Raw genomic sequence first — 18544 nt, 5'->3', positions numbered from 1 at the left:
TGTTAGCGAGTAACTACTGGGTAAGTCCATGGTGGTTTTCCACAAGCCCCGGCGGGGCTGACGGGCGCAATCATACACTGCTCAAGCTGTCAGATCGCTTAAATTTTTGGCCAGAACAATCGTTTGCGTGATAAAGCTAGGACAACGCTCGAAGCTATCAGTGCGACGGTTGTTGTGGATGGGAAAGCACATTGAATTTCGGGATGTGTAGTGGGCGCGGCCTTGTGTCGCGATGGCCCGCAAAGCGGCCCCAAGCTACACCACAATCATTACAGAAGAGCTTAGATCGACATGGCCAACAATTCTGTGGCGCAAGAAAACAAAAAGCCCGCTCAATTGAGCGGGCTTCTTGATGGGGTATGGCGGACTCAGCAGGATTCGAACCTGCGACCGCTCGGTTCGTAGCCGAGTACTCTATCCAGCTGAGCTATGAGTCCGTGGTGGTAGTTTTAGACCAGGTTACCACTGGTTGACTGAAGTAGCTTTGCAAGCAGAGCCACTTCAAAAAGTGGCGGACTCAGCAGGATTCGAACCTGCGACCGCTCGGTTCGTAGCCGAGTACTCTATCCAGCTGAGCTATGAGTCCGCGATTGGCAGTTTTAGACCAGTTACCGCTGGTTGACTGAAGCAGCTGTGCAAGCAGAGCCACTTCAAGAAAGTGGCGGACTCAGCAGGATTCGAACCTGCGACCGCTCGGTTCGTAGCCGAGTACTCTATCCAGCTGAGCTATGAGTCCGCGATTGGTAGTTTTAGACCAGTTACCACTGGTTGATTGAAGCAGCCTTGCAAACAAAGCCACTTCAAAAGTGGCGGACTCAGCAGGATTCGAACCTGCGACCGCTCGGTTCGTAGCCGAGTACTCTATCCAGCTGAGCTATGAGTCCGTGTCTTGCCGCGCATTATAGGTCGCTGAAACATTTTTGCAAGAACGTTTTCGTTTAACATCAACTACTTAGCGTTCTTACCGTTTACAGCGCCCTACGCAAATAATGGCGGTGAAGGGGGGATTCGAACCCCCGATACCCTTATGAGGTATACTCCCTTAGCAGGGGAGCGCCTTCGGCCACTCGGCCACCTCACCGCAACACGAGGCGAATATTAAAGAACCTCTTTCACCTTTGCAACCCTTTTTTTGAAAAAAACTTCAAAAGAATTAAAGGCTTGGCTCTTCGTCCTTCTCCTTCTTGATCCGCAGGTAGATTTCCTCGCGGTGAACAGCCACTTCTTTCGGGGCGCTGACGCCAATACGCACCTGGTTGCCTTTGACGCCAAGCACCGTCACGGTGATCTCGCCGTCTCCAATGATCAGGCTCTCGGCGCACCGACGAGTCAGAATCAACATAGCTTTCTCCTTACGCAAAACATTCAGGGGTAACAGTCTTTGGTATCAGGGCCTGGTCGTGGACGACGACCAGGCCCCGGTTACTCGCCACACAGGGCAGGACAGCCCCTGCGTGGCGAGCAGAAACGCGAAGGGCGCGGCAAGCCGCGCCCTTCCTGGCAGCGCCTTACTCGCCCTGTCGGACAGGTGCGTCGAGCTCGAACGCGGTGTGCAGCGCGCGCACGGCCAGCTCCAGGTACTTCTCTTCGATCACGACCGAAACCTTGATCTCGGAGGTGGAGATCATCTGGATGTTGATGCTCTCCTTGGCCAGGGCTTCGAACATGCGGCTGGCAACACCGGCGTGCGAACGCATGCCGACGCCAACGATCGAGACCTTGGCGATCTTGGTGTCGCCAATCACTTCACGGGCACCGATTTCGCGGGCCGTGTTTTCCAGCACGCCCTTCGCGCTCTCGTACTCGTTGCGGTGTACGGTGAAGGTGAAGTCGGTGGTGTTATCGTGGGCAACGTTCTGCACGATCATGTCGACTTCGATGTTCGAAGCGCTGATCGGGCCGAGGATCTTGAAGGCCACGCCCGGGGTGTCCGGCACGCCGCGGATGGTCAGCTTGGCTTCATCACGGTTGAAGGCGATACCGGAAATGATCGGCTGTTCCATGGATTCCTCTTCATCAATGGTAATGAGGGTACCCGGACCCTCCTTGAAGCTGTGCAGCACGCGCAGCGGAACGTTGTACTTGCCGGCGAACTCCACCGAACGGATCTGCAGCACCTTGGAACCGAGGCTGGCCATTTCCAGCATCTCTTCGAAGGTGATCTTCTCCAGGCGACGGGCCTGTGGCACAACGCGCGGGTCGGTGGTGTAGACGCCATCGACGTCGGTGTAGATCTGGCACTCGTCAGCCTTTAGCGCCGCCGCCAGGGCCACGCCAGTGGTGTCGGAGCCGCCACGGCCCAGGGTGGTGATGCTGCCGTGCTCGTCGACACCCTGGAAGCCAGCTACCACGACCACGCGACCTTCCTTGAGATCGGCACGAATCTTCTGGTCGTCGATCTGCAGGATGCGCGCCTTGTTGTGCGAGCTGTCGGTGAGGATGCGCACCTGGTTGCCGGTGTAGGACACCGCTGGCACACCACGCTTGATCAAGGCCATGGTCAGCAGGGCAATGGTGACCTGCTCACCGGTCGACACGATCACGTCCAGTTCACGCGGAACTGGCTGATCGGTGATCTGCTTGGCCAGGTCGATCAGGCGATTGGTTTCACCGCTCATGGCCGACAGCACAACCACCAGGTCGTCGCCCGCCTCACGGTGTTTCTTGACCTTTTCGGCTACCTGCTCGATCCGCTCGATGGAACCGACAGAGGTGCCGCCAAATTTCTGTACGATCAACGCCATTTCAATGGTGCCTCAGCCCATACAGGGCCCCAAAAAACAATCCAACATGAAGAGGCCGGCGACTAGACCGCCGGCCCCTTCATCTCAAAGTCCCTGCTCTGCGAATGGCACGGCCAGCGCCAGGGCCTGGTCCAGTGCAGCGACGTCGACGCCACCACCCTGGGCCATGTCCGGACGGCCACCGCCCTTGCCACCCACCGCCGCAGCGGCTTGCTTCATCAGATCGCCAGCCTTGAGTTGGCTGGAGAGGTCTTTGGTCACGCCGGCCACCAGCACAACCTTGCCCTCATGCTCGCTGCCCAGCAGGATCACTGCGTGGCCGAGCTTGTTCTTCAACTGATCGACCAGGGCCAGCAAGGCCTTGCCGTCCTGCCCATCCAGGCGGGCGGCGAGGACCTTGGCACCCTTGACCTCAACAGCCGCGTTGGAGAGATCGTCCCCGGCGGCGCTGGCGGCTTTGGCCTGCAGCTGTTCCAGCTGCTTCTCCAGCTGACGGTTGCGCTCGAGCACAGCCGACAGCTTGTCGATCAGGTTGTCGCGGTTACCTTTGACCAGTTGCGCGGCTTCCTTGACCTGCTCTTCGGCAGCGTTCAGGTAGGCCAACGCAGCGGCGCCGGTAACCGCTTCGATACGGCGTACGCCAGAGGCCACGCCGCCTTCGCTGATGATCTTGAACAGGCTGATGTCACCGGTGCGCTTGGCGTGGATACCGCCGCACAGCTCTACCGAGAAATCACCACCCATGCTCAGCACACGCACGGTGTCGCCGTACTTCTCGCCGAACAGCGCCATGGCACCTTTGGCCTTGGCGGTTTCGATGTCGGTCAGTTCGGTTGTCACCGGGGTGTTTTTGCGCACTTCGCGGTTGACGATGTCTTCCAGGGCCTTGATCTGCTCTGGCTTCACCGCCTCGAAGTGGCTGAAGTCGAAACGCAGGCGCTGGCTGTCGACCAAGGAACCCTTCTGCTGTACGTGTTCGCCCAGCACCTGACGCAGCGCTTCGTGCAGCAGGTGAGTGGCGGAGTGGTTCAGCGCGGTAGCGTGCTGCACGTCGGCATCGACCTTGGCCTCGACCGGCGAACCGATTACCAGCGCACCGCTGGCGACCACGCCGTGGTGCAGGAAGGCACCGCCAGTCTTGGTGGTGTCACGCACGTCAAAGCGCGAAGCGCCGGCCTGCAGGAAACCGCTATCACCCACCTGGCCACCGGATTCGGCGTAGAACGGCGTGCGGTCGAGCACAACCACGCCCTGCTCGCCTTCACCCAGCTGGTCGACGGCCTGGCCGTCTTTGTACAGGGCGATGATCTTGCCCTGGCCTTCGGTGGCGTCGTAGCCGAGGAATTCGGTGGCGCTGTCGACCTTGACCACGCTGTTGTAGTCCATGCCGAAGGCGCTGGCGGAACGCGCACGCTCACGCTGGGCGTCCATCTCGCGCTCGAAGCCGGCTTCGTCGATGGTCAGCTCGCGCTCACGGGCGATGTCGGCAGTCAGGTCCATCGGGAAGCCGTAGGTGTCATACAGCTTGAACACCACGTCGCCCGGTACCACGTCGCCTTTCAGCTGGGCCAGGTCCTGCTCGAGGATGCGCAGGCCTTGCTCCAGGGTCTTGGCGAACTGCTCTTCTTCGGCCTTCAGCACGCGCTCGATGTGCGCTTGCTGGCTCTTCAGCTCAGGGAAGGCCTCGCCCATTTCGCCGGCCAGTGCGGCAACGATCTGGTAGAAGAAGCTGCCCTTGGCGCCCAGCTTGTTGCCGTGACGGCAGGCACGACGAATGATGCGGCGCAGCACATAGCCACGGCCTTCGTTGGACGGCAGCACACCGTCGGCAATCAGGAAGCCGCACGAGCGAATGTGGTCGGCGACCACTTTCAGCGACGCCTGGCCGTCATTGCTGCAACCGATGGCCTTGGCCGCAGCTTCCAGCAGGTTCTGGAACAGGTCGATCTCGTAGTTCGAGTGCACGTGCTGCAGCACGGCGCTGACGCGCTCCAGGCCCATGCCGGTGTCCACCGACGGCGCTGGCAGCGGGTGCAGCACGCCGTCGGCGGTGCGGTTGAACTGCATGAAGACGTTGTTCCAGATCTCGATGTAGCGGTCGCCGTCTTCTTCTGGCGAGCCGGGTGGGCCGCCCCAGATGTCCGCGCCGTGGTCGTAGAAGATCTCGGTGCACGGGCCGCACGGGCCGGTGTCACCCATGGTCCAGAAGTTGTCGGAGGCGTACGGGGCGCCTTTGTTGTCGCCGATGCGCACCATGCGCTCGGCCGGCACGCCGACTTCCTTGGTCCAGATATCGTAGGCTTCGTCGTCAGTGGCGTAGACGGTTACCCAGAGCTTTTCCTTGGGCAGGTTCAGCCAGTGTTCCGACGTCAGGAAGGTCCAAGCGAAGGTGATCGCGTCGCGCTTGAAATAGTCGCCGAAGCTGAAGTTGCCCAGCATTTCGAAGAACGTATGGTGACGCGCGGTGTAACCGACGTTTTCCAGGTCGTTATGCTTACCACCGGCGCGCACGCACTTCTGGCTGCTGACAGCACGGGTGTAGGCACGCTTCTCCGCGCCGAGGAAACAGTCTTTGAACTGGTTCATGCCGGCATTGGTGAACAGCAGGGTTGGGTCGTTGTTCGGGATCAGCGAACTGGAGGCGACTCGGGTGTGTCCCTGCTCTTCGAAGAAGCGAAGGAAGGCTTCACGGATTTCTGCGCTTTTCATAGGTTCTTCCACGGAAACGGCGGCCCTGTTGGGCAAACGCGTCGACGAAACGACGGCAAAGGGCCGCATTATATCGGTCCTGCAATCTCGATGCAGTGTGTTTATACGATAGAAACCATCGTTTGGACGGTTTTTCGGGCTATGCAAACGAAAATGACATGACCGGATGCTAAATCCTGTCTTTCGCCACTGGCAAGCCAATTACCGCCGATGGGGAGGGAAAATGGAACAGGCGGTGAATTAAAAGAGTTTCATGGGGGATCAAGTCGAGTACAGATCCCTGTGGGAGCGGCCTTGTGTCGCGATGGGGCGCGCAGCGGCCCAACAATCGCAGCTTCGCCGCAAATATTGCCGGGGCCGCTTTGCGACCCTATCGCGACACAAGGCCGCTCCCACAAAAGCAACTCCCACAGGAGCAGCCATAGCGCATCAGCCTAATCGCTGCCCCGAATCCGGCACGATCAGGATACCCGCCCGCAAGCCGTTCCTGACCTTGGGGTTGGGGAAGATGATGCGCGCCCCCTCCTCCTCGACCACCCAGCGCGTCTCGGCCAGGTCTTCGGCCAGCAGGTAACCCTTGCTCAGCTCGGAAAAGTTCTCGATATCCGCCGGCAGGTGCAGGTGGAAGCTATCGCTGTGCTTGATGATCTCGCGAGAAACACTGAACAGCTGCAGGCCATCCAGCGAGCCTTCGCCCTCTGGCTCGGTGCCTTCGATGATCTGAATCAGGCGCTGCTCCAGCCGATCGAGGTTGACCTGCTCGTTCTGGCCAAACGGGCGGGCCTTGCCCAGCTCCAGAGTGAAGGCTTCGGCCTCCAGCTGCTCGTAGGTAAAGGCACTGAAGGTGATGGAGGATTTGCTCTGCAGCAGCACCGCCTCCATGCCGGCCGCCGCCAGGCGCGCCAGTTCGCGACGGGAATGCTTGCGCCCTTCTTTATAGGGGTACAAGGCGAATTGCTCGATCTTCGAACCGCGGATGGCAGTATGCAGGTCGTAATGCAGGCGGCTGCGCCCCGGCTTGCTGAAGAACACCCGGGCGAATTGCTCCAGCTCGGCGGCACGCAAGGCCTCGAAACCACTGGAAAGCTCATGGCGACCATTGAACAGCCGATTGATGTCCTGCTCGATGAAACGCTCACCCTTGCGGATAGCCGCTGGGTTACCGAACAGGAACAGCAGCCGCGCCTTGGGTTTGATCTTGCCGTTGGCCACGCCGTGCAGCAGCCGTTCGAGCAATTCGATCGGCGCCGTTTCGTTGCCATGGATGCCGGCAGACAACAGCAAGTCCAGCCCGCAATCTTCGTTTTCGGCCGGGCGCACTTCGAGCGCGCCCTCCCCCAGCCAGCGCAAACGCGCGCCCTTGGGTGTCACTTGGGTCTTCTCGGCCGGTTCGTGATCGGTGAGGGTCAGCTCAAGCAATTTGCCAAGGGCGAGCATAGGGACTTCCTTAGTGATGGTGGCCGCAGTCGGGGCCATGGACGTGATCGTCGTCTTCGCCAACCTCGGCCGGCTCCATTTCCAGCTGCAGGCTGACCAGGTTGGTGGCCATAGGGCGCAGCAACAGGTTGGCGTATTCGGTGTCGTCTTCGTCAACGTCCACACCGATCAGCAGCTGGCCACGGCCATCTTGCTGAATCCACACTTCCTTGCCTTGCCAAACCACGGCAAAGCGGGTGCAGGAGGTTTCCAGCTGGGTGCCGTCTTCATCTTCAAGGATCAGGCGCAGGGCGTCGGTCATTGCAAAGTCTCTCTTCAAGGTTGGCGTTGGAACGGGTATACCGAGCCCAACTTCAGGATCTGGGTCAATTCGTCCAGTGCCGTACGGCACTCCACCAGCAGTTGCGGGTCGGCCAGGTCCGCTTCGCCGAGGCGATCGCGGTAATGCTTGTCGACCCACTGCACCAGGGTGTCGTACAGCGGGGCGCTCATGATAACGCCTTGGTTGACCGCCGCCAGTTCCGATTCCTTCAACGCCACGCGCAAACGCAGGCAAGCCGGGCCACCGCCGTTCTGCATGCTTTGCTTGAGGTCGAATACCTTGACCTCCTTCACCGGGCCACCCTGGCTGGTCAGCTGGCCCAGGTAGGCCCAGACCCGCTCGTTGTTGCGGCACTCTTCCGGCACCACCAGCAGCATGGAGCCGTCATCGCGGCTGAGCAGCTGGCTGTTGAACAGGTAGGAGCGCACGGCGTCCTCTACTGCCACCGCCGCCCGTGGCACACAGATGGCCTGGAAGTTGCCACCCTTGCTGGCCAGTTTAGCTCGCAGCTGGCCAAGCACCGCGTCCGTCTCGAGGAAAGCATCCTCGTGGTAGAACAGCACCTCGCCGTTGCCCACCGAAATCACATCGTTGTGGAACACGCCTTGGTCGATAACCGCCGGGTTCTGTTGAGCGTAGACCACACCGCCATCGCTCAGCCCATGCAGCCGGGCCACGGCCTGCGAGGCCTCCAGGGTTTGCCGGGCCGGGTACTTCTGCGGCGCCGGGTAACGGCTGTCAAAGGCACTGCGGCCATAAACAAAGAACTCCACGCCAGCGTCGCCATAGGCACGGCAGAAGCGCGTGTGGTTGGCTGCGCCCTCGTCACCGAACTGTGCCACGGCAGGCAATGCTTCGTGGTGGGCAAAGTGTTTCTCGTTGCTGAACATGGCGCCCAGCACGCGGCTGGTGGTCGGGTGCTCGATGCTGCGGTGGTACTTGCAGTTCAGGTTGGCGGCGGTGAAATGCACACGGCCATCCGCGGTGTCGGCACTCGGGCTGACCGTGGCGGCGTTGGCCACCCACATGCTCGACGCCGAGCAGCTGGCCACCAGCAGAGGCATGGCCTCTTTGGCAGCACGCTGGATCACCTCGGCATCGCTGCCGCCAAAGCCCAGGCGGCGCAGCGCCGCTACATCCGGGCGCTCTTGCGGCGCCAGCACGCCCTGCTTGAAGCCCATGTCGGCCAGCGCTTTCATTTTCGCCAGGCCTTGGCGCGCGGCTTCACGCGGGCTGGAACCCTGCTGGCTGTTGCTCTGCGAAGCCACGTTGCCGTAAGACAGGCCGCCATAGTTGTGGGTAGGCCCCACCAGGCCATCAAAATTCACTTCATAGGATTTCATCGGCTAGGCTCCGTGACCTGTTGTTATAGGGTGACGCCCGGCGTCAGGGTCGCCGGCAAGGCAAGGCTGGCGGTTTCCAGCGAAGCCACGGGGTAAGCGCAGTAGTCAGCCGCGTAATAGGCACTGGCGCGGTGGTTGCCACTGGCACCCACGCCACCGAACGGCGCACTGCTGGCGGCGCCGGTCAGTTGCTTGTTCCAGTTGACGATGCCAGCGCGGCTGCGCAGCCAGAAGTACTGGTAACGGGCACGCGAGTCGGACAGCAAGCCAGCGGCCAGGCCGTACTGGGTGTTGTTGGCTTCATCGATGGCGGCATCGAAGTCGGCATAACGGATCACCTGCAGCAGCGGGCCGAAGAACTCTTCGTCCGGGCGCTCGGCCACGGCTGTGACATCGACAATGCCCGGGGTCAGCAGCGCGGCATCAGCCTGCGGCTGGGTCATTTCCAGCAGCTTCACGCCCCCTTTGGCGGCCAGTTCGGCCTGGGCCGCAATCAGCGCCCGCGCCGCCTGCAGCGAAATGACCGAGCCCATGAACGGCGCCGGCTGTTCATCGAACGCGCCTACCGTGATGGTTTTGCACACCTCGACCAGGCGCGCGATCAGCGCATCACCCCAGGCGCCTTGCGGCACCAGCAGGCGCCGCGCGCAGGTGCAACGCTGGCCGGCGGAGATGAACGCCGACTGGATGATGGTGTACACCGCGGCGTCGAGGTCTTTCACCTCGTCGACCACGAGCGGGTTGTTGCCGCCCATTTCCAGGGCCAGGATCTTGTCCGGGCGACCGGCGAACTGCTGGTGCAGCAGGTTGCCGGTGCGGCTGGAGCCGGTGAAGAACAGGCCATCGATCCCCGGGTTGGCGGCCAGCGCCACACCGGTTTCACGGGCGCCCTGCACCAGGTTCAGCACGCCCGCCGGGAGGCCGGCGGCGATCCAGCAGTTGACGGTCAGCTCGGCAACCTTGGGCGTCAGCTCACTGGGCTTGAACACCACGCAGTTACCCGCCAGCAGCGCCGGCACGATATGGCCATTGGGCAGGTGACCGGGGAAGTTGTAGGGGCCGAACACCGCCACCACGCCATGGGGCTTGTGCCGCAGCACAGCCGTGGCGTCAGCCAGCGGGCCGCTCTTTTCACCGGTGCGCTCGCGGTAGCTTTGTACCGAGATCGCCACCTTGTTGATCATGCTGGTGACTTCGGTCGCCGACTCCCACAGCGGCTTGCCGGTTTCCTCACCGATGCACTGGGCCAACGCTTCGGCATGCTTTTTCAGCTGCTCGGCGAACTTCTCCAGCACGTCGATGCGCGCTTCCAGGCTCAGTTGCGCCCAGGCCGGAAAGGTCTGGCGCGCGGCCTGCACAGCGGCCTCCACCTGGCTGGCGTCAGCACCCTGCCCCTGCCAGATGACAGCCTGGGTCACCGGGTTCAGCGACTGCAGGGGTTCGCCCTGCCCCGCCAGCCAATTGCCTGCGATGTAATGCGTGGTCATTTACTGGGCCTCCCGGCTGGCCGACAGCGGCACGGCACGCACGTTGTCGCCGGCGCCCATGCGCAGACGCTTGGCGGTCAACGGGTCGACCACCAGAGTACCGGCGGCCAGCCGCGCAGGCGCGGCAGTGATGCGGCAATCGTCGCGCTTGCGGTTGTGGATGATGTAAGGGGTGGCGTCGTCGCCCGGCGTGCCTACCGCCAGCACCAGCGTCTGGCTCTCGCGCACGGCGCGGATCTTGGCGGTATCACACTCGATGGCCGGGCCTGCGTCGAAGATGTCGACATAGCCCTGGTAGTTGAAGCCTTCCTGCTTGAGCATGGCCAGCGCCGGCTCGGTATCGACGTGCACGCGGCCGATCACGTCGCGCGCCGCCTCGGACAGGAAGCAGGTGTACAGCGGGAACTTGGGCATCAGCTCGGCGATGAACGACTTGTTGCCAACACCGGTCAGGTAGTCCGCCTGGCTGAACTCCATCTTGAAGAAATGCCGGCCAAGGCTTTCCCAGAACGGCGAACGGCCCTGCTCATCGGACATGCCGCGCATTTCGGCAATGATCTTCTTGCCAAACAGCTCCGGGAACTCGGCAATGAACAACATGCGCGCACGCGACAGCAGGCGGCCATTGAGCCCGGAGCGGTGGTCGCTACGCAGGAACAGCGAGCACAGCTCGGAGTTGCCGGTCAGGTCGTTGGCAAGGAACAGGGTGGGGATTTCGCGATAGATCTTCAGCTCCTGCGAGGCGCTGACGGTCAGGCCGACCCGGTAGTTGTACCAAGGTTCGCGCAGGCCGACGGCTCCGGCGATGGCACTGATGCCGACCACCAGGCCTTCGTCGTTCTCCAGCACGAACAGGTAGTCGGTGTCGCCACGCTCGGCTTCGCCACGGAAGCTCTTTTCCGCCCAGCCAACACGATGCCCCAGGCGTTCTTCGTTGGCCGGCAGCGTGGTCAGCCCGGTGGTGCCGGTGCTGCGTGCCAATTCGATCAACGCAGGCAAATCGCTGCTGCGTACAGGACGAACGATCATGCTATCTCCTTGTGCGGCGGCGTCGGCCGGCGCAAAACTCTTCTAACGCATCAATCCCGAAACGTCTGTTACCAGACCTCAGACCGCGACCAGGCGCACGCTGCCACCCTCGCCCACACCCAGCGCGTCGGCCGCAGCCACGCTCAGGCTGACCGGCTTGCCGGGCACCCAGTCGAGGTCCAGCAGCACCGCGCGGTAGTCTTGCAACTGGCCATTGCACACCAGGTACGGGCGCCCCCCCTTGCCCGCGGCTTCATCGATTTTCACCGGCACCGCCCGGCTCTGGGCGATCGAACGAATACCCGAGGCGCGCGCATGCAGGGTCGGGCCGCCGTCGAAGATGTCGATGTAGTGCTCGGTTTCGAAGCCTTCGCGCATGAGGATGTCGAAGGTGATCTGCGCGCGCGGGTGCACCTGGCCCATGGCTTCCTGCGCCTCGTCGGGCAGCAACGGCACGTAAATCGGGTAGTGGGGCATCAGTTCAGCGAGGAAGGTACGGCTCTTCAGGCCACACAGGCGCTCGGCGTCGGAGTAGTTGAGGTCGAAGAAATTGCGGCCGATGGCATCCCAGAACGGCGATTCACCATTCTCGTCGCTGTACCCGACGATTTCGGTCACGACCGAGTCGGCGAAACGCTCCGGGTGCGCCGCCATGAACAGCAGGCGGCCGCGCGAATTGAGCTCGGCCCAGCCACTGTTCACCAGCTCCGGCAATACATAGAAGCTGGTCAGCAGGCTGTTGCCGGTCAGGTCATGACACAACGACAGCACGTGGATCTTGTTGTGGATCTTCAGCTCGCGCGAGGCGTGCACGAAGGTTTCGTTACGAAAGCTGTAGAACGGCTCGGAGTAGCCTGCCGAAGCGACAATGGCCGAGCAGCCGGCCAGCTTGCCGGTCTCGCTGTCTTCGAGCACAAAAAAGTAGCTTTCCTCGCCGTTGAAGCTGACCTCGGCGGCGAAGGAAGTCTCGGAAGCGGCGATCTTGTCGCCCAGGCGAGCAGCGTCGTCCGGCAGCGAGGTGACACCAATGGGGCTGTCTGCAGCCATGCGCTGCACTTCGTTCAGATCAGCCATTTGCGCGGGGCGCATCACCAGCATGGTGTCACTCCTTTGGAATACGGGCCGCTCACGGCGGCACGGAAAAACGGCAGGTACACGGGCACCTGCAGTGGAATCGGGTATCGCCGGCCAGGCCATGCAGTGGCCTGGGCCGGCGACGGGACCGCAGGCGGATCAGCCTTTGGTCAGGGTGGCCACAGCGCGCTCGAAGCGGTCCAGGCCTTGATCGATATCGGCGTCTTCAACCACCAGGCTTGGCGCAAAACGCACCACGTCCGGGCCGGCCTGCAGCACCATCACGCCTTCTTTCTCGGCGGCGTTGAGCACGTCCTTGGCCTTGCCTTGCCAAGCCTCGGTCAACACGCAGCCGAGCAGCAGGCCGACACCACGCACCTGGGTGAACAGGCTGTACTTCTGGCCAATCTGTTCCAGGCGGGTTTTGAAACGTGCGTGCTTGGCCTTGATGCCGGCCAGGGTTTCAGGGGTATTGACCACATCCAGCACCGCACAGGCGACGGCGCAGCCCAGCGGGTTGCCGCCGTAGGTGGTGCCGTGGGTACCGACGGCCAGGTGCTTGGCCAGTTCGGTGGTGGTCAGCATGGCGCCGATCGGGAAGCCGCCGCCCAGGCTCTTGGCACTGGTCAGGATGTCGGGCGTCACGCCGTAGTGCTGGTAGGCATACAGCGAACCGGTACGGCCCACGCCGGTCTGCACTTCGTCGAAGATCAGCAGGGCGTTGTGCTCGTCGCACAGCTTGCGTGCGCCTTCCAGGTAGGCCAGGTCGGCCGGCACCACGCCGCTCTCACCCTGGATCGGCTCGATTACCACGGCGCAGGTCTTGTCGGAAATCTGGGCTTTCAGTGCTTCCAGGTCGTTGTACGGCACGTGGCTGATGCCGGTGATCTTCGGGCCGAAGCCGTCGGAGTACTTCGGCTGGCCACCGACGCTGACGGTGAACAGGGTGCGGCCGTGGAAGCTGTTCACGGTGGCGATGATTTCGTGCTTTTCCGAGCCGAAGCGGTCATGGGCGACGCGGCGGGCCAGCTTGAAGGCGGCCTCGTTGGCCTCGGCGCCAGAGTTGCAGAAGAACGCCCGGTCGGCAAAGGTGGCGTCCACCAGCTTGTGGGCCAGGCGCAGGGCCGGCTCGTTGGTGAACACGTTGGATACGTGCCAGAGGGTGTTGGCCTGGTCGGTCAGCGCCTTGACCAGCGCCGGGTGGCAGTGGCCCAGGGCGTTTACCGCGATGCCACCGGCAAAGTCGATCAACTCGCGACCCGACTGGTCCCATACTCGGGAACCCTCGCCTCGCACAGGAATGAAGGCCGCCGGAGAATAGTTGGGGACCATGACCTGGTCGAAATCGGCACGTTGCACCGGGGCTTGCTCAACGGACATCTGAGTCTCCTGAAGAGGAACGCTGGCCTGGAAGTGGGCGAGCGATGGGGGGATTGTAAGGACTGATCCGCGCCTGTCCTTGCGGCCAAGCGACAACTTGTTACAGCGCAAAACCCAGTTTTGACAAGGCTTTCGGCAATGCGACAAACACTGTCGCAATCGCGCAGTGTACGGGAGAGAGGGTGCTGGGTGAACGGGTGTTCACATAGGTTTGTGGGGGACGGGGATGTTCGGCGGTGTTGATGTGTTGCCTGTGAGATCGAGCGCCGCCCGCGCGGCGCTTCGCGGGGCAAGCCCGCTCCCACATTTGTTTCGGGCCAGTTTCGCCTGTGCCTTCGGCGCGCGCACCCTTGGCGCATAGCTGGAAATAGAAGAAGAGCAAATGCTTACCCTTCGATATCAAATGGATCAAATAGGGGGCGCGCGCCAATGACTCAGGAGTGATTGGCCCGAAACAGATGTGGGAGCGGGCTTGCCCCGCGAAGCGCCGCGCGGGCGGCGCTCGATTTTCGCCGCACCATCAAACCCAAGGCATACGCCCGAACCCACCCAAAACCTCAGCCCTTTTCGGCCGGCGCCGAGCTCAGTTCGAACGGGCTGCTGCTGCGCCGCTGGTTGCGGTCTTCCCGTGGCGTGGCGCCAAAGAAGTTGCGATAGGCACTGGAAAAATGCGGCCCCGAGGAGAAGCCACAGGACAAGCCGATCTGGATGATCGACTTACTAGTCTGCATGAGCATCTGCCGCGCCTTGTTCAACCGCAGCTCCAGGTAGTACTGGCTCGGCACGCGGTTCAGGTATTGCTTGAAGATGCGCTCCAGTTGCCGACGCGACACGCACACATGCTGGGCAATCTCGTCGGTGGTCAGCGGCTCTTCGATGTTGGCTTCCATCAACAGCACCGCCTGGGTCAGCTTGGGATGGCTAGAACCCAGGCGGTTCTGCAGCGGAATGCGCTGACGCTCGCCACCCTCACGGATGCGCTCCACTACCAGCTCTTCCGACACCGCCCCCGCCAGTTCCGCCCCGTGATCACGGGCCAGCACTGCCAGCAGCAGGTCGGCCACGGCGATGCCGCCACAGGCCGTCAGGCGATCGCGATCCCAGTCGAACAGGTGACTGGTGGCGATGACCTTGGGGAAGCGCTCGGCAAAATCGTCCTGCCAGCGCCAATGCACTGCAGCCCGGTAACCGTCGAGCAGGCCCAGCATCGCCAGCGGATAAACCCCGGCAGCCAAGCCGCCAATCAGGCAGCCACTGCGTGCCAGCTGCTTGAGCGCAGTCGACAAGGCAGCCCCTACCGCCGCAGGCGGCTCGTCAGCCACCAGGAACAATTTGTGGCAGCCTTCCAGGCGGCCGGTCCACGGCTCGCCCGGCAGGCGCCAACCACCCTCTTGCGCAGGCTCAGCCTGCAGGAAGGCCAGTTCGTAGACCACATCCGGATGCACCCGCTGCGCCACCTGCAACACTTCCTCGGCCAGCGCCAGGGTCAAAGGCCTGGTGCTGGGCCAGATGAGAAAACCGATTCGCTGGGTGGTCATAGGGTGCGGTCCGAAACCTGAGGTCGTTCGAGTCTGTGCGCCGGGTCAGGCTGCGCTCGCAGCGCAGCATGCCCTATTCTGGTGCAAAAATGCAGCTTTTACTTCAGGCTGCCGGAGAGGAACTGCTTCAGGCGCTCCGACTGCGGGTTGGCCAATACTTCGCGTGGGCAGCCGGCTTCTTCCACCAGGCCTTTGTGCAGGAACACCAGCTGGTTGGACACCTCGCGAGCAAAGCCCATTTCGTGGGTCACCACCACCATGGTCCGGCCTTCCTGAGCAAGCGCCTGCATGACCTTGAGCACATCGCCCACCAGCTCCGGGTCGAGCGCCGAAGTCGGCTCGTCGAACAGCATAACCTCCGGCTCCACGGCCAGGGCCCGGGCAATTGCCACACGTTGTTGCTCGCCACCCGACATATGCCCGGGGAAGGCGTCCTTGCGGTGGGACACACCCACCTTCGCCAGGTAGTGCTCGGCCTTTTCAAGGGCTTCTTTCTTGTTCATGCCCAGCACGTGTACCGGCGCCTCGATCACGTTCTCCAGCGCCGTCATGTGCGACCACAGGTTGAAGTGCTGGAACACCATCGACAGGCGCGAGCGCATGCGCTGCAGCTGCCGCGGGTCGGAGGCCTTCAGCGCGCCGTCCTTGCCGGCGACCAGCTTGAGCTCTTCGTTGTTGAGCAGGATCTTGCCGGCGTGCGGCTGCTCCAGCAGGTTGATGCAGCGCAGGAAGGTCGACTTGCCCGAACCGCTGGAGCCGATGATGCTGATGACGTCGCCGGCCTTGGCCGCCAGGGACACGCCCTTGAGCACTTCATGGCTGCCGTAGCGCTTGTGCAGGTCTTGGACTTCGAGTTTGTACATGCTGTCGATTCTCACAAAGCGGTCAGTGCTTGCGCGGCGCCAGGTAGCCGAGCCAGCGGCGTTCGGCCATCTTGAACAGGCGCACCAGGATGAAGGTCAGGCACAGGTAGAACACGCCCGCCGTGATGTAGGCCTCGAAAGGCAGGTAGTACTGGGCATTGACCGTGCGTGCGGCACCGGTGATGTCGATCAGGGTCACGATCGACGCCAGGCTGGTGGTCTGCAGCATCATGATCACTTCGTTGCTGTACTGCGGCAGCGCCCGGCGCAGGGCCGACGGCAGCAGGATGCGCCGGTACATCTTCATGCGCGACATGCCCATGGCCTTGGCCGCCTCGATCTCGCCATGGGGCGTGGCCTTGAGGCTGCCGGCGATGATTTCTGCGGTATAGGCACTGGTGTTGACACCAAATGCCAGGCAGGCGCAGAACGTGGCACTGGACAACAGCGGCCAGACGAAGCTTTCACGCACCGCCTCGAACTGCGCCAGCCCGTAGTAGATCAGAAACAGCTGCACCAGCATCGGCGTGCCGCGAATCACGTAGGTGTAGAGCCACGCCACGAGATTGATCGCAGGCTGCTTCGACACGCGCATCAGCCCCAGCGGAATGGCCGCCAACAGGCCGAAAAGCAGCGAAATCGCCAGCAGCTTGAGGGTGGTCAGCAGGCCGCCGAAGTACAACGGCAATGCCTCCCAGACGACGTTGTAGTCGAAAATCATAGTTCAGCCACCTTGACGCCCACCGAGTAGCGGCGCTCGAGATACTTCAGGGCCAGCAGCGAGACGCTGGTCAGCACCAGGTACAGGGCCGCCACCGCCAGGAAGAAGGTGAAAGGCTCGCGGGTGGCATCGGCTGCCTGCTTGGCCTTGAACATCATGTCCTGCAGGCCGACCACCGAAATCAGCGCGGTGGCCTTGGTCAGCACCAGCCAGTTGTTGGTGAAGCCCGGGATCGCCAGGCGAATCATTTGCGGCACCTGGATGCGGAAGAACACCTGGCGGTTGCTCATGCCATACGCCACGCCCGCTTCGGCCTGGCCCTTGGGAATGCCGAGGAAGGCACCGCGGAAGGTTTCCGACAGGTACGCGCCAAAGATGAAGCCCAGCGTGCCGATACCCGCAGCCAGCGGGTTCAGGTCGATGTAGTCTTCGTAGCCGAGCAGCGGTGCCACCCGGTTGATGATGTCTTGCCCGCCGTAGAAGATCAGCAGGATCAGGACCAGGTCCGGAATACCACGGATAACGGTGGAATACAGATCGCCCAGCCAGGCCAGCCAGCGCACCGGCGACAAGCGCAGCGCCACACCGATCAGGCCGAGCACGATGGCCAGGGCCATCGACGACAGGGCGAGCTGCAGCGTCAGCCACGCCCCGTCGAGGATGACTGCCCCGTAGCCTTTCAACATGATGAGGTCCTCGACCTAGAGAATGAAAAATGGTGCAAACCTCAGAGCCTCTGCTGTTTGCACCATTGCACAGGTGAAACCCGACGTCTTAGTTCGAGTCTGGACCGTAGATGTCGAAGTTGAAGTACTTCTTCTCGATTTCTTTGTACTTGCCGTTGGCACGGATGGCGTCGATGGCCGCGTTGATGCGCTCGACGTTGGCCGTGTCACCCTTGCGCACGGCAATGCCGATGCCGTCACCGAAGTACTTGGCGTCGGTGAAGGCCGGGCCTACGAAGGCGAAGCCCTTGCCGGCGTCGGTCTTGAGGAAGCCGTCTTCCAGCAGGGTGGCGTCAGCCACGGTGCCGTCGAGGCGACCGGCTGCCACGTCCAGGTAGATTTCGTTCTGGGTGCCGTAAGGCACCACGGTGGCACCTTTGGCGCCCAGCACTTCCTTGGCGAAGCGGTCATGGATCGAGCCGCGCTGCACGCCGATCTTCTTGCCCTTCAGCTCGTCCAGGCTTTCGCTGACAGCGGTGCCGTCCTTCATGACCAGGCGCGCCGGGGTCAGGTAGTAGCGCTTGGTGAAGTCGACCGACTTCTTGCGGTCTTCAGTGATCGACATGGACGACAGGATGGCGTCGATCTTGCGCACTTTCAGCGCCGGGATCAGGCCGTCGAACTCCTGCTCGACCCAGGTGCACTTGGCTTTCATCTGTTCGCACAGGGCGTTGCCGATGTCGTAGTCGAAACCGGCGATGCTGCCATCGGGCTGCTTGAAGGCGAAGGGTGGGTAGGCAGCTTCAATGCCGATTTTCAGTGGCTTTTCATCGGCCTGCGACACCAGGGAAAACACAGACAGCGTCAGGGCGCCAAGCAGTGCAAGCTTCTTCATCAGGTAACTCCATCGGTACGGGGCAATACAAGGCAGGTAACAACTGCCCGATATGCGAATGGGTACAACGCGAGCCGCGCAGGGTTCGACCAAGGTCGCAGACCACGAGCGAGTGAGTGGCATTTTAGCGACAGCCCGGTAGTCGATATTTCTTCAAAGCGACAACTACTTACAGAAGCGCCTGAAACCGCTGCGGGCGATGTTGACAGCCAGTGCAAAATATGCAAAAGCGCAAGAAATAGAACCTATAGACCTAGCAATTCCTGGGCCTATTATTGGCAAAGCCTTTTACTACGGCAAGTGTAGCGTGCTGTGTTGCACAAAATGGCTACGGGAA

General features: G+C 62.0%; 15 protein-coding genes and 5 tRNA genes. All 20 read right to left on the bottom strand.

Features of this window, described 5'->3' with window-relative positions; translation table 11 throughout:
- Window positions 1-360: 360 nt before the first annotated feature.
- The 20 genes from AK81_RS04500 to AK81_RS04405 all read right to left on the bottom strand — a co-directional run bounded on the left by AK81_RS04500 (window position 361) and on the right by AK81_RS04405 (window position 18207).
- Window positions 361-437, bottom strand: a tRNA-Arg gene (locus AK81_RS04500).
- Between the two features lie 72 nt (window positions 438-509).
- A tRNA-Arg gene (locus tag AK81_RS04495) sits at window positions 510-586 on the bottom strand.
- A gap of 73 nt (window positions 587-659) precedes the next feature.
- Window positions 660-736 (bottom strand) — tRNA-Arg (locus tag AK81_RS04490).
- Window positions 737-807: 71 nt separating this feature from the next.
- A tRNA-Arg gene (locus tag AK81_RS04485) sits at window positions 808-884 on the bottom strand.
- A gap of 106 nt (window positions 885-990) precedes the next feature.
- A tRNA-Ser gene (locus AK81_RS04480) sits at window positions 991-1081 on the bottom strand.
- A 72-nt stretch (window positions 1082-1153) separates the two neighbouring features.
- Window positions 1154-1342, bottom strand: coding sequence for a carbon storage regulator CsrA (csrA, locus tag AK81_RS04475; protein WP_003254503.1), 189 nt, complete (start codon window positions 1340-1342; stop codon window positions 1154-1156).
- Window positions 1343-1508: 166 nt separating this feature from the next.
- The gene (locus AK81_RS04470) at window positions 1509-2744 is read right to left on the bottom strand and encodes an aspartate kinase (protein WP_043197049.1); all 1236 of its coding nucleotides are present in this window, start codon (window positions 2742-2744) and stop codon (window positions 1509-1511) included.
- Between the two features lie 84 nt (window positions 2745-2828).
- Window positions 2829-5453 carry an alanine--tRNA ligase gene (alaS, locus tag AK81_RS04465; protein ID WP_043197047.1) on the bottom strand — a complete coding sequence of 875 codons (2625 nt, stop codon included), beginning with the start codon at window positions 5451-5453 and terminating at the stop codon, window positions 2829-2831.
- A 429-nt stretch (window positions 5454-5882) separates the two neighbouring features.
- Window positions 5883-6890: a succinylglutamate desuccinylase gene (gene astE / locus AK81_RS04460; protein WP_043197046.1), complete on the bottom strand. Its 1008-nt coding sequence runs from the start codon at window positions 6888-6890 to the stop codon at window positions 5883-5885.
- Between the two features lie 10 nt (window positions 6891-6900).
- On the bottom strand, window positions 6901-7191 hold the full coding sequence (locus AK81_RS04455; RefSeq protein WP_016488488.1) for a hypothetical protein: 291 nt from the start codon (window positions 7189-7191) through the stop codon (window positions 6901-6903).
- Between the two features lie 14 nt (window positions 7192-7205).
- Entirely contained in the window at window positions 7206-8555 is a 1350-nt protein-coding gene (astB, locus tag AK81_RS04450) for an N-succinylarginine dihydrolase (protein WP_043197044.1), read from the bottom strand.
- Between the two features lie 23 nt (window positions 8556-8578).
- Window positions 8579-10042 carry a succinylglutamate-semialdehyde dehydrogenase gene (gene astD / locus AK81_RS04445; RefSeq protein WP_043197043.1) on the bottom strand — a complete coding sequence of 488 codons (1464 nt, stop codon included), beginning with the start codon at window positions 10040-10042 and terminating at the stop codon, window positions 8579-8581.
- Window positions 10043-11071 carry an arginine N-succinyltransferase gene (gene astA / locus AK81_RS04440; protein ID WP_016498492.1) on the bottom strand — a complete coding sequence of 343 codons (1029 nt, stop codon included), beginning with the start codon at window positions 11069-11071 and terminating at the stop codon, window positions 10043-10045.
- A 78-nt stretch (window positions 11072-11149) separates the two neighbouring features.
- Window positions 11150-12169, bottom strand: a complete 1020-nt coding sequence (gene aruF / locus AK81_RS04435) for an arginine/ornithine succinyltransferase subunit alpha (RefSeq protein WP_043197042.1) — start codon at window positions 12167-12169, stop codon at window positions 11150-11152.
- A gap of 135 nt (window positions 12170-12304) precedes the next feature.
- Complete coding sequence (locus tag AK81_RS04430; protein WP_043197041.1) at window positions 12305-13525, bottom strand: aspartate aminotransferase family protein; 1221 nt, start codon at window positions 13523-13525, stop codon at window positions 12305-12307.
- A gap of 557 nt (window positions 13526-14082) precedes the next feature.
- Window positions 14083-15063: a transcriptional regulator ArgR gene (gene argR / locus AK81_RS04425; RefSeq protein ID WP_043197040.1), complete on the bottom strand. Its 981-nt coding sequence runs from the start codon at window positions 15061-15063 to the stop codon at window positions 14083-14085.
- A 98-nt stretch (window positions 15064-15161) separates the two neighbouring features.
- Entirely contained in the window at window positions 15162-15926 is a 765-nt protein-coding gene (locus tag AK81_RS04420) for an ABC transporter ATP-binding protein (protein WP_043197038.1), read from the bottom strand.
- A 22-nt stretch (window positions 15927-15948) separates the two neighbouring features.
- Entirely contained in the window at window positions 15949-16647 is a 699-nt protein-coding gene (locus AK81_RS04415) for an ABC transporter permease (protein ID WP_043197035.1), read from the bottom strand.
- Complete coding sequence (locus AK81_RS04410) at window positions 16644-17333, bottom strand: ABC transporter permease (protein WP_016498487.1); 690 nt, start codon at window positions 17331-17333, stop codon at window positions 16644-16646. The genes AK81_RS04415 and AK81_RS04410 overlap by 4 nt, the downstream gene beginning before the upstream one ends.
- An 88-nt stretch (window positions 17334-17421) precedes the next feature.
- Window positions 17422-18207, bottom strand: coding sequence for an ABC transporter substrate-binding protein (locus tag AK81_RS04405; protein ID WP_043197034.1), 786 nt, complete (start codon window positions 18205-18207; stop codon window positions 17422-17424).
- Between the last annotated feature and the right edge of the window lie 337 nt (window positions 18208-18544).

Origin of the sequence: Pseudomonas putida W15Oct28, from assembly GCF_000708715.2 — a bacterium.
GTDB lineage: Bacteria > Pseudomonadota > Gammaproteobacteria > Pseudomonadales > Pseudomonadaceae > Aquipseudomonas > Aquipseudomonas putida_R.
The sequence above is the reverse complement of the archived record's forward strand: the minus strand, read 5'-3'. Positions and strand labels throughout refer to the sequence as shown.

Coding starts and splice junctions, on each gene's coding strand:
- csrA (WP_003254503.1), bottom strand. CDS start 1,342: ATGTTGATTCTGACTCGTCGGTGCGCCGAGAGCCTGATCATTGGAGAC.
- AK81_RS04470 (WP_043197049.1), bottom strand. CDS start 2,744: ATGGCGTTGATCGTACAGAAATTTGGCGGCACCTCTGTCGGTTCCATC.
- alaS (WP_043197047.1), bottom strand. CDS start 5,453: ATGAAAAGCGCAGAAATCCGTGAAGCCTTCCTTCGCTTCTTCGAAGAG.
- astE (WP_043197046.1), bottom strand. CDS start 6,890: ATGCTCGCCCTTGGCAAATTGCTTGAGCTGACCCTCACCGATCACGAA.
- AK81_RS04455 (WP_016488488.1), bottom strand. CDS start 7,191: ATGACCGACGCCCTGCGCCTGATCCTTGAAGATGAAGACGGCACCCAG.
- astB (WP_043197044.1), bottom strand. CDS start 8,555: ATGAAATCCTATGAAGTGAATTTTGATGGCCTGGTGGGGCCTACCCAC.
- astD (WP_043197043.1), bottom strand. CDS start 10,042: ATGACCACGCATTACATCGCAGGCAATTGGCTGGCGGGGCAGGGCGAA.
- astA (WP_016498492.1), bottom strand. CDS start 11,071: ATGATCGTTCGTCCTGTACGCAGCAGCGATTTGCCTGCGTTGATCGAA.
- aruF (WP_043197042.1), bottom strand. CDS start 12,169: ATGCTGGTGATGCGCCCCGCGCAAATGGCTGATCTGAACGAAGTGCAG.
- AK81_RS04430 (WP_043197041.1), bottom strand. CDS start 13,525: ATGTCCGTTGAGCAAGCCCCGGTGCAACGTGCCGATTTCGACCAGGTC.
- argR (WP_043197040.1), bottom strand. CDS start 15,063: ATGACCACCCAGCGAATCGGTTTTCTCATCTGGCCCAGCACCAGGCCT.
- AK81_RS04420 (WP_043197038.1), bottom strand. CDS start 15,926: ATGTACAAACTCGAAGTCCAAGACCTGCACAAGCGCTACGGCAGCCAT.
- AK81_RS04415 (WP_043197035.1), bottom strand. CDS start 16,647: ATGATTTTCGACTACAACGTCGTCTGGGAGGCATTGCCGTTGTACTTC.
- AK81_RS04410 (WP_016498487.1), bottom strand. CDS start 17,333: ATGTTGAAAGGCTACGGGGCAGTCATCCTCGACGGGGCGTGGCTGACG.
- AK81_RS04405 (WP_043197034.1), bottom strand. CDS start 18,207: ATGAAGAAGCTTGCACTGCTTGGCGCCCTGACGCTGTCTGTGTTTTCC.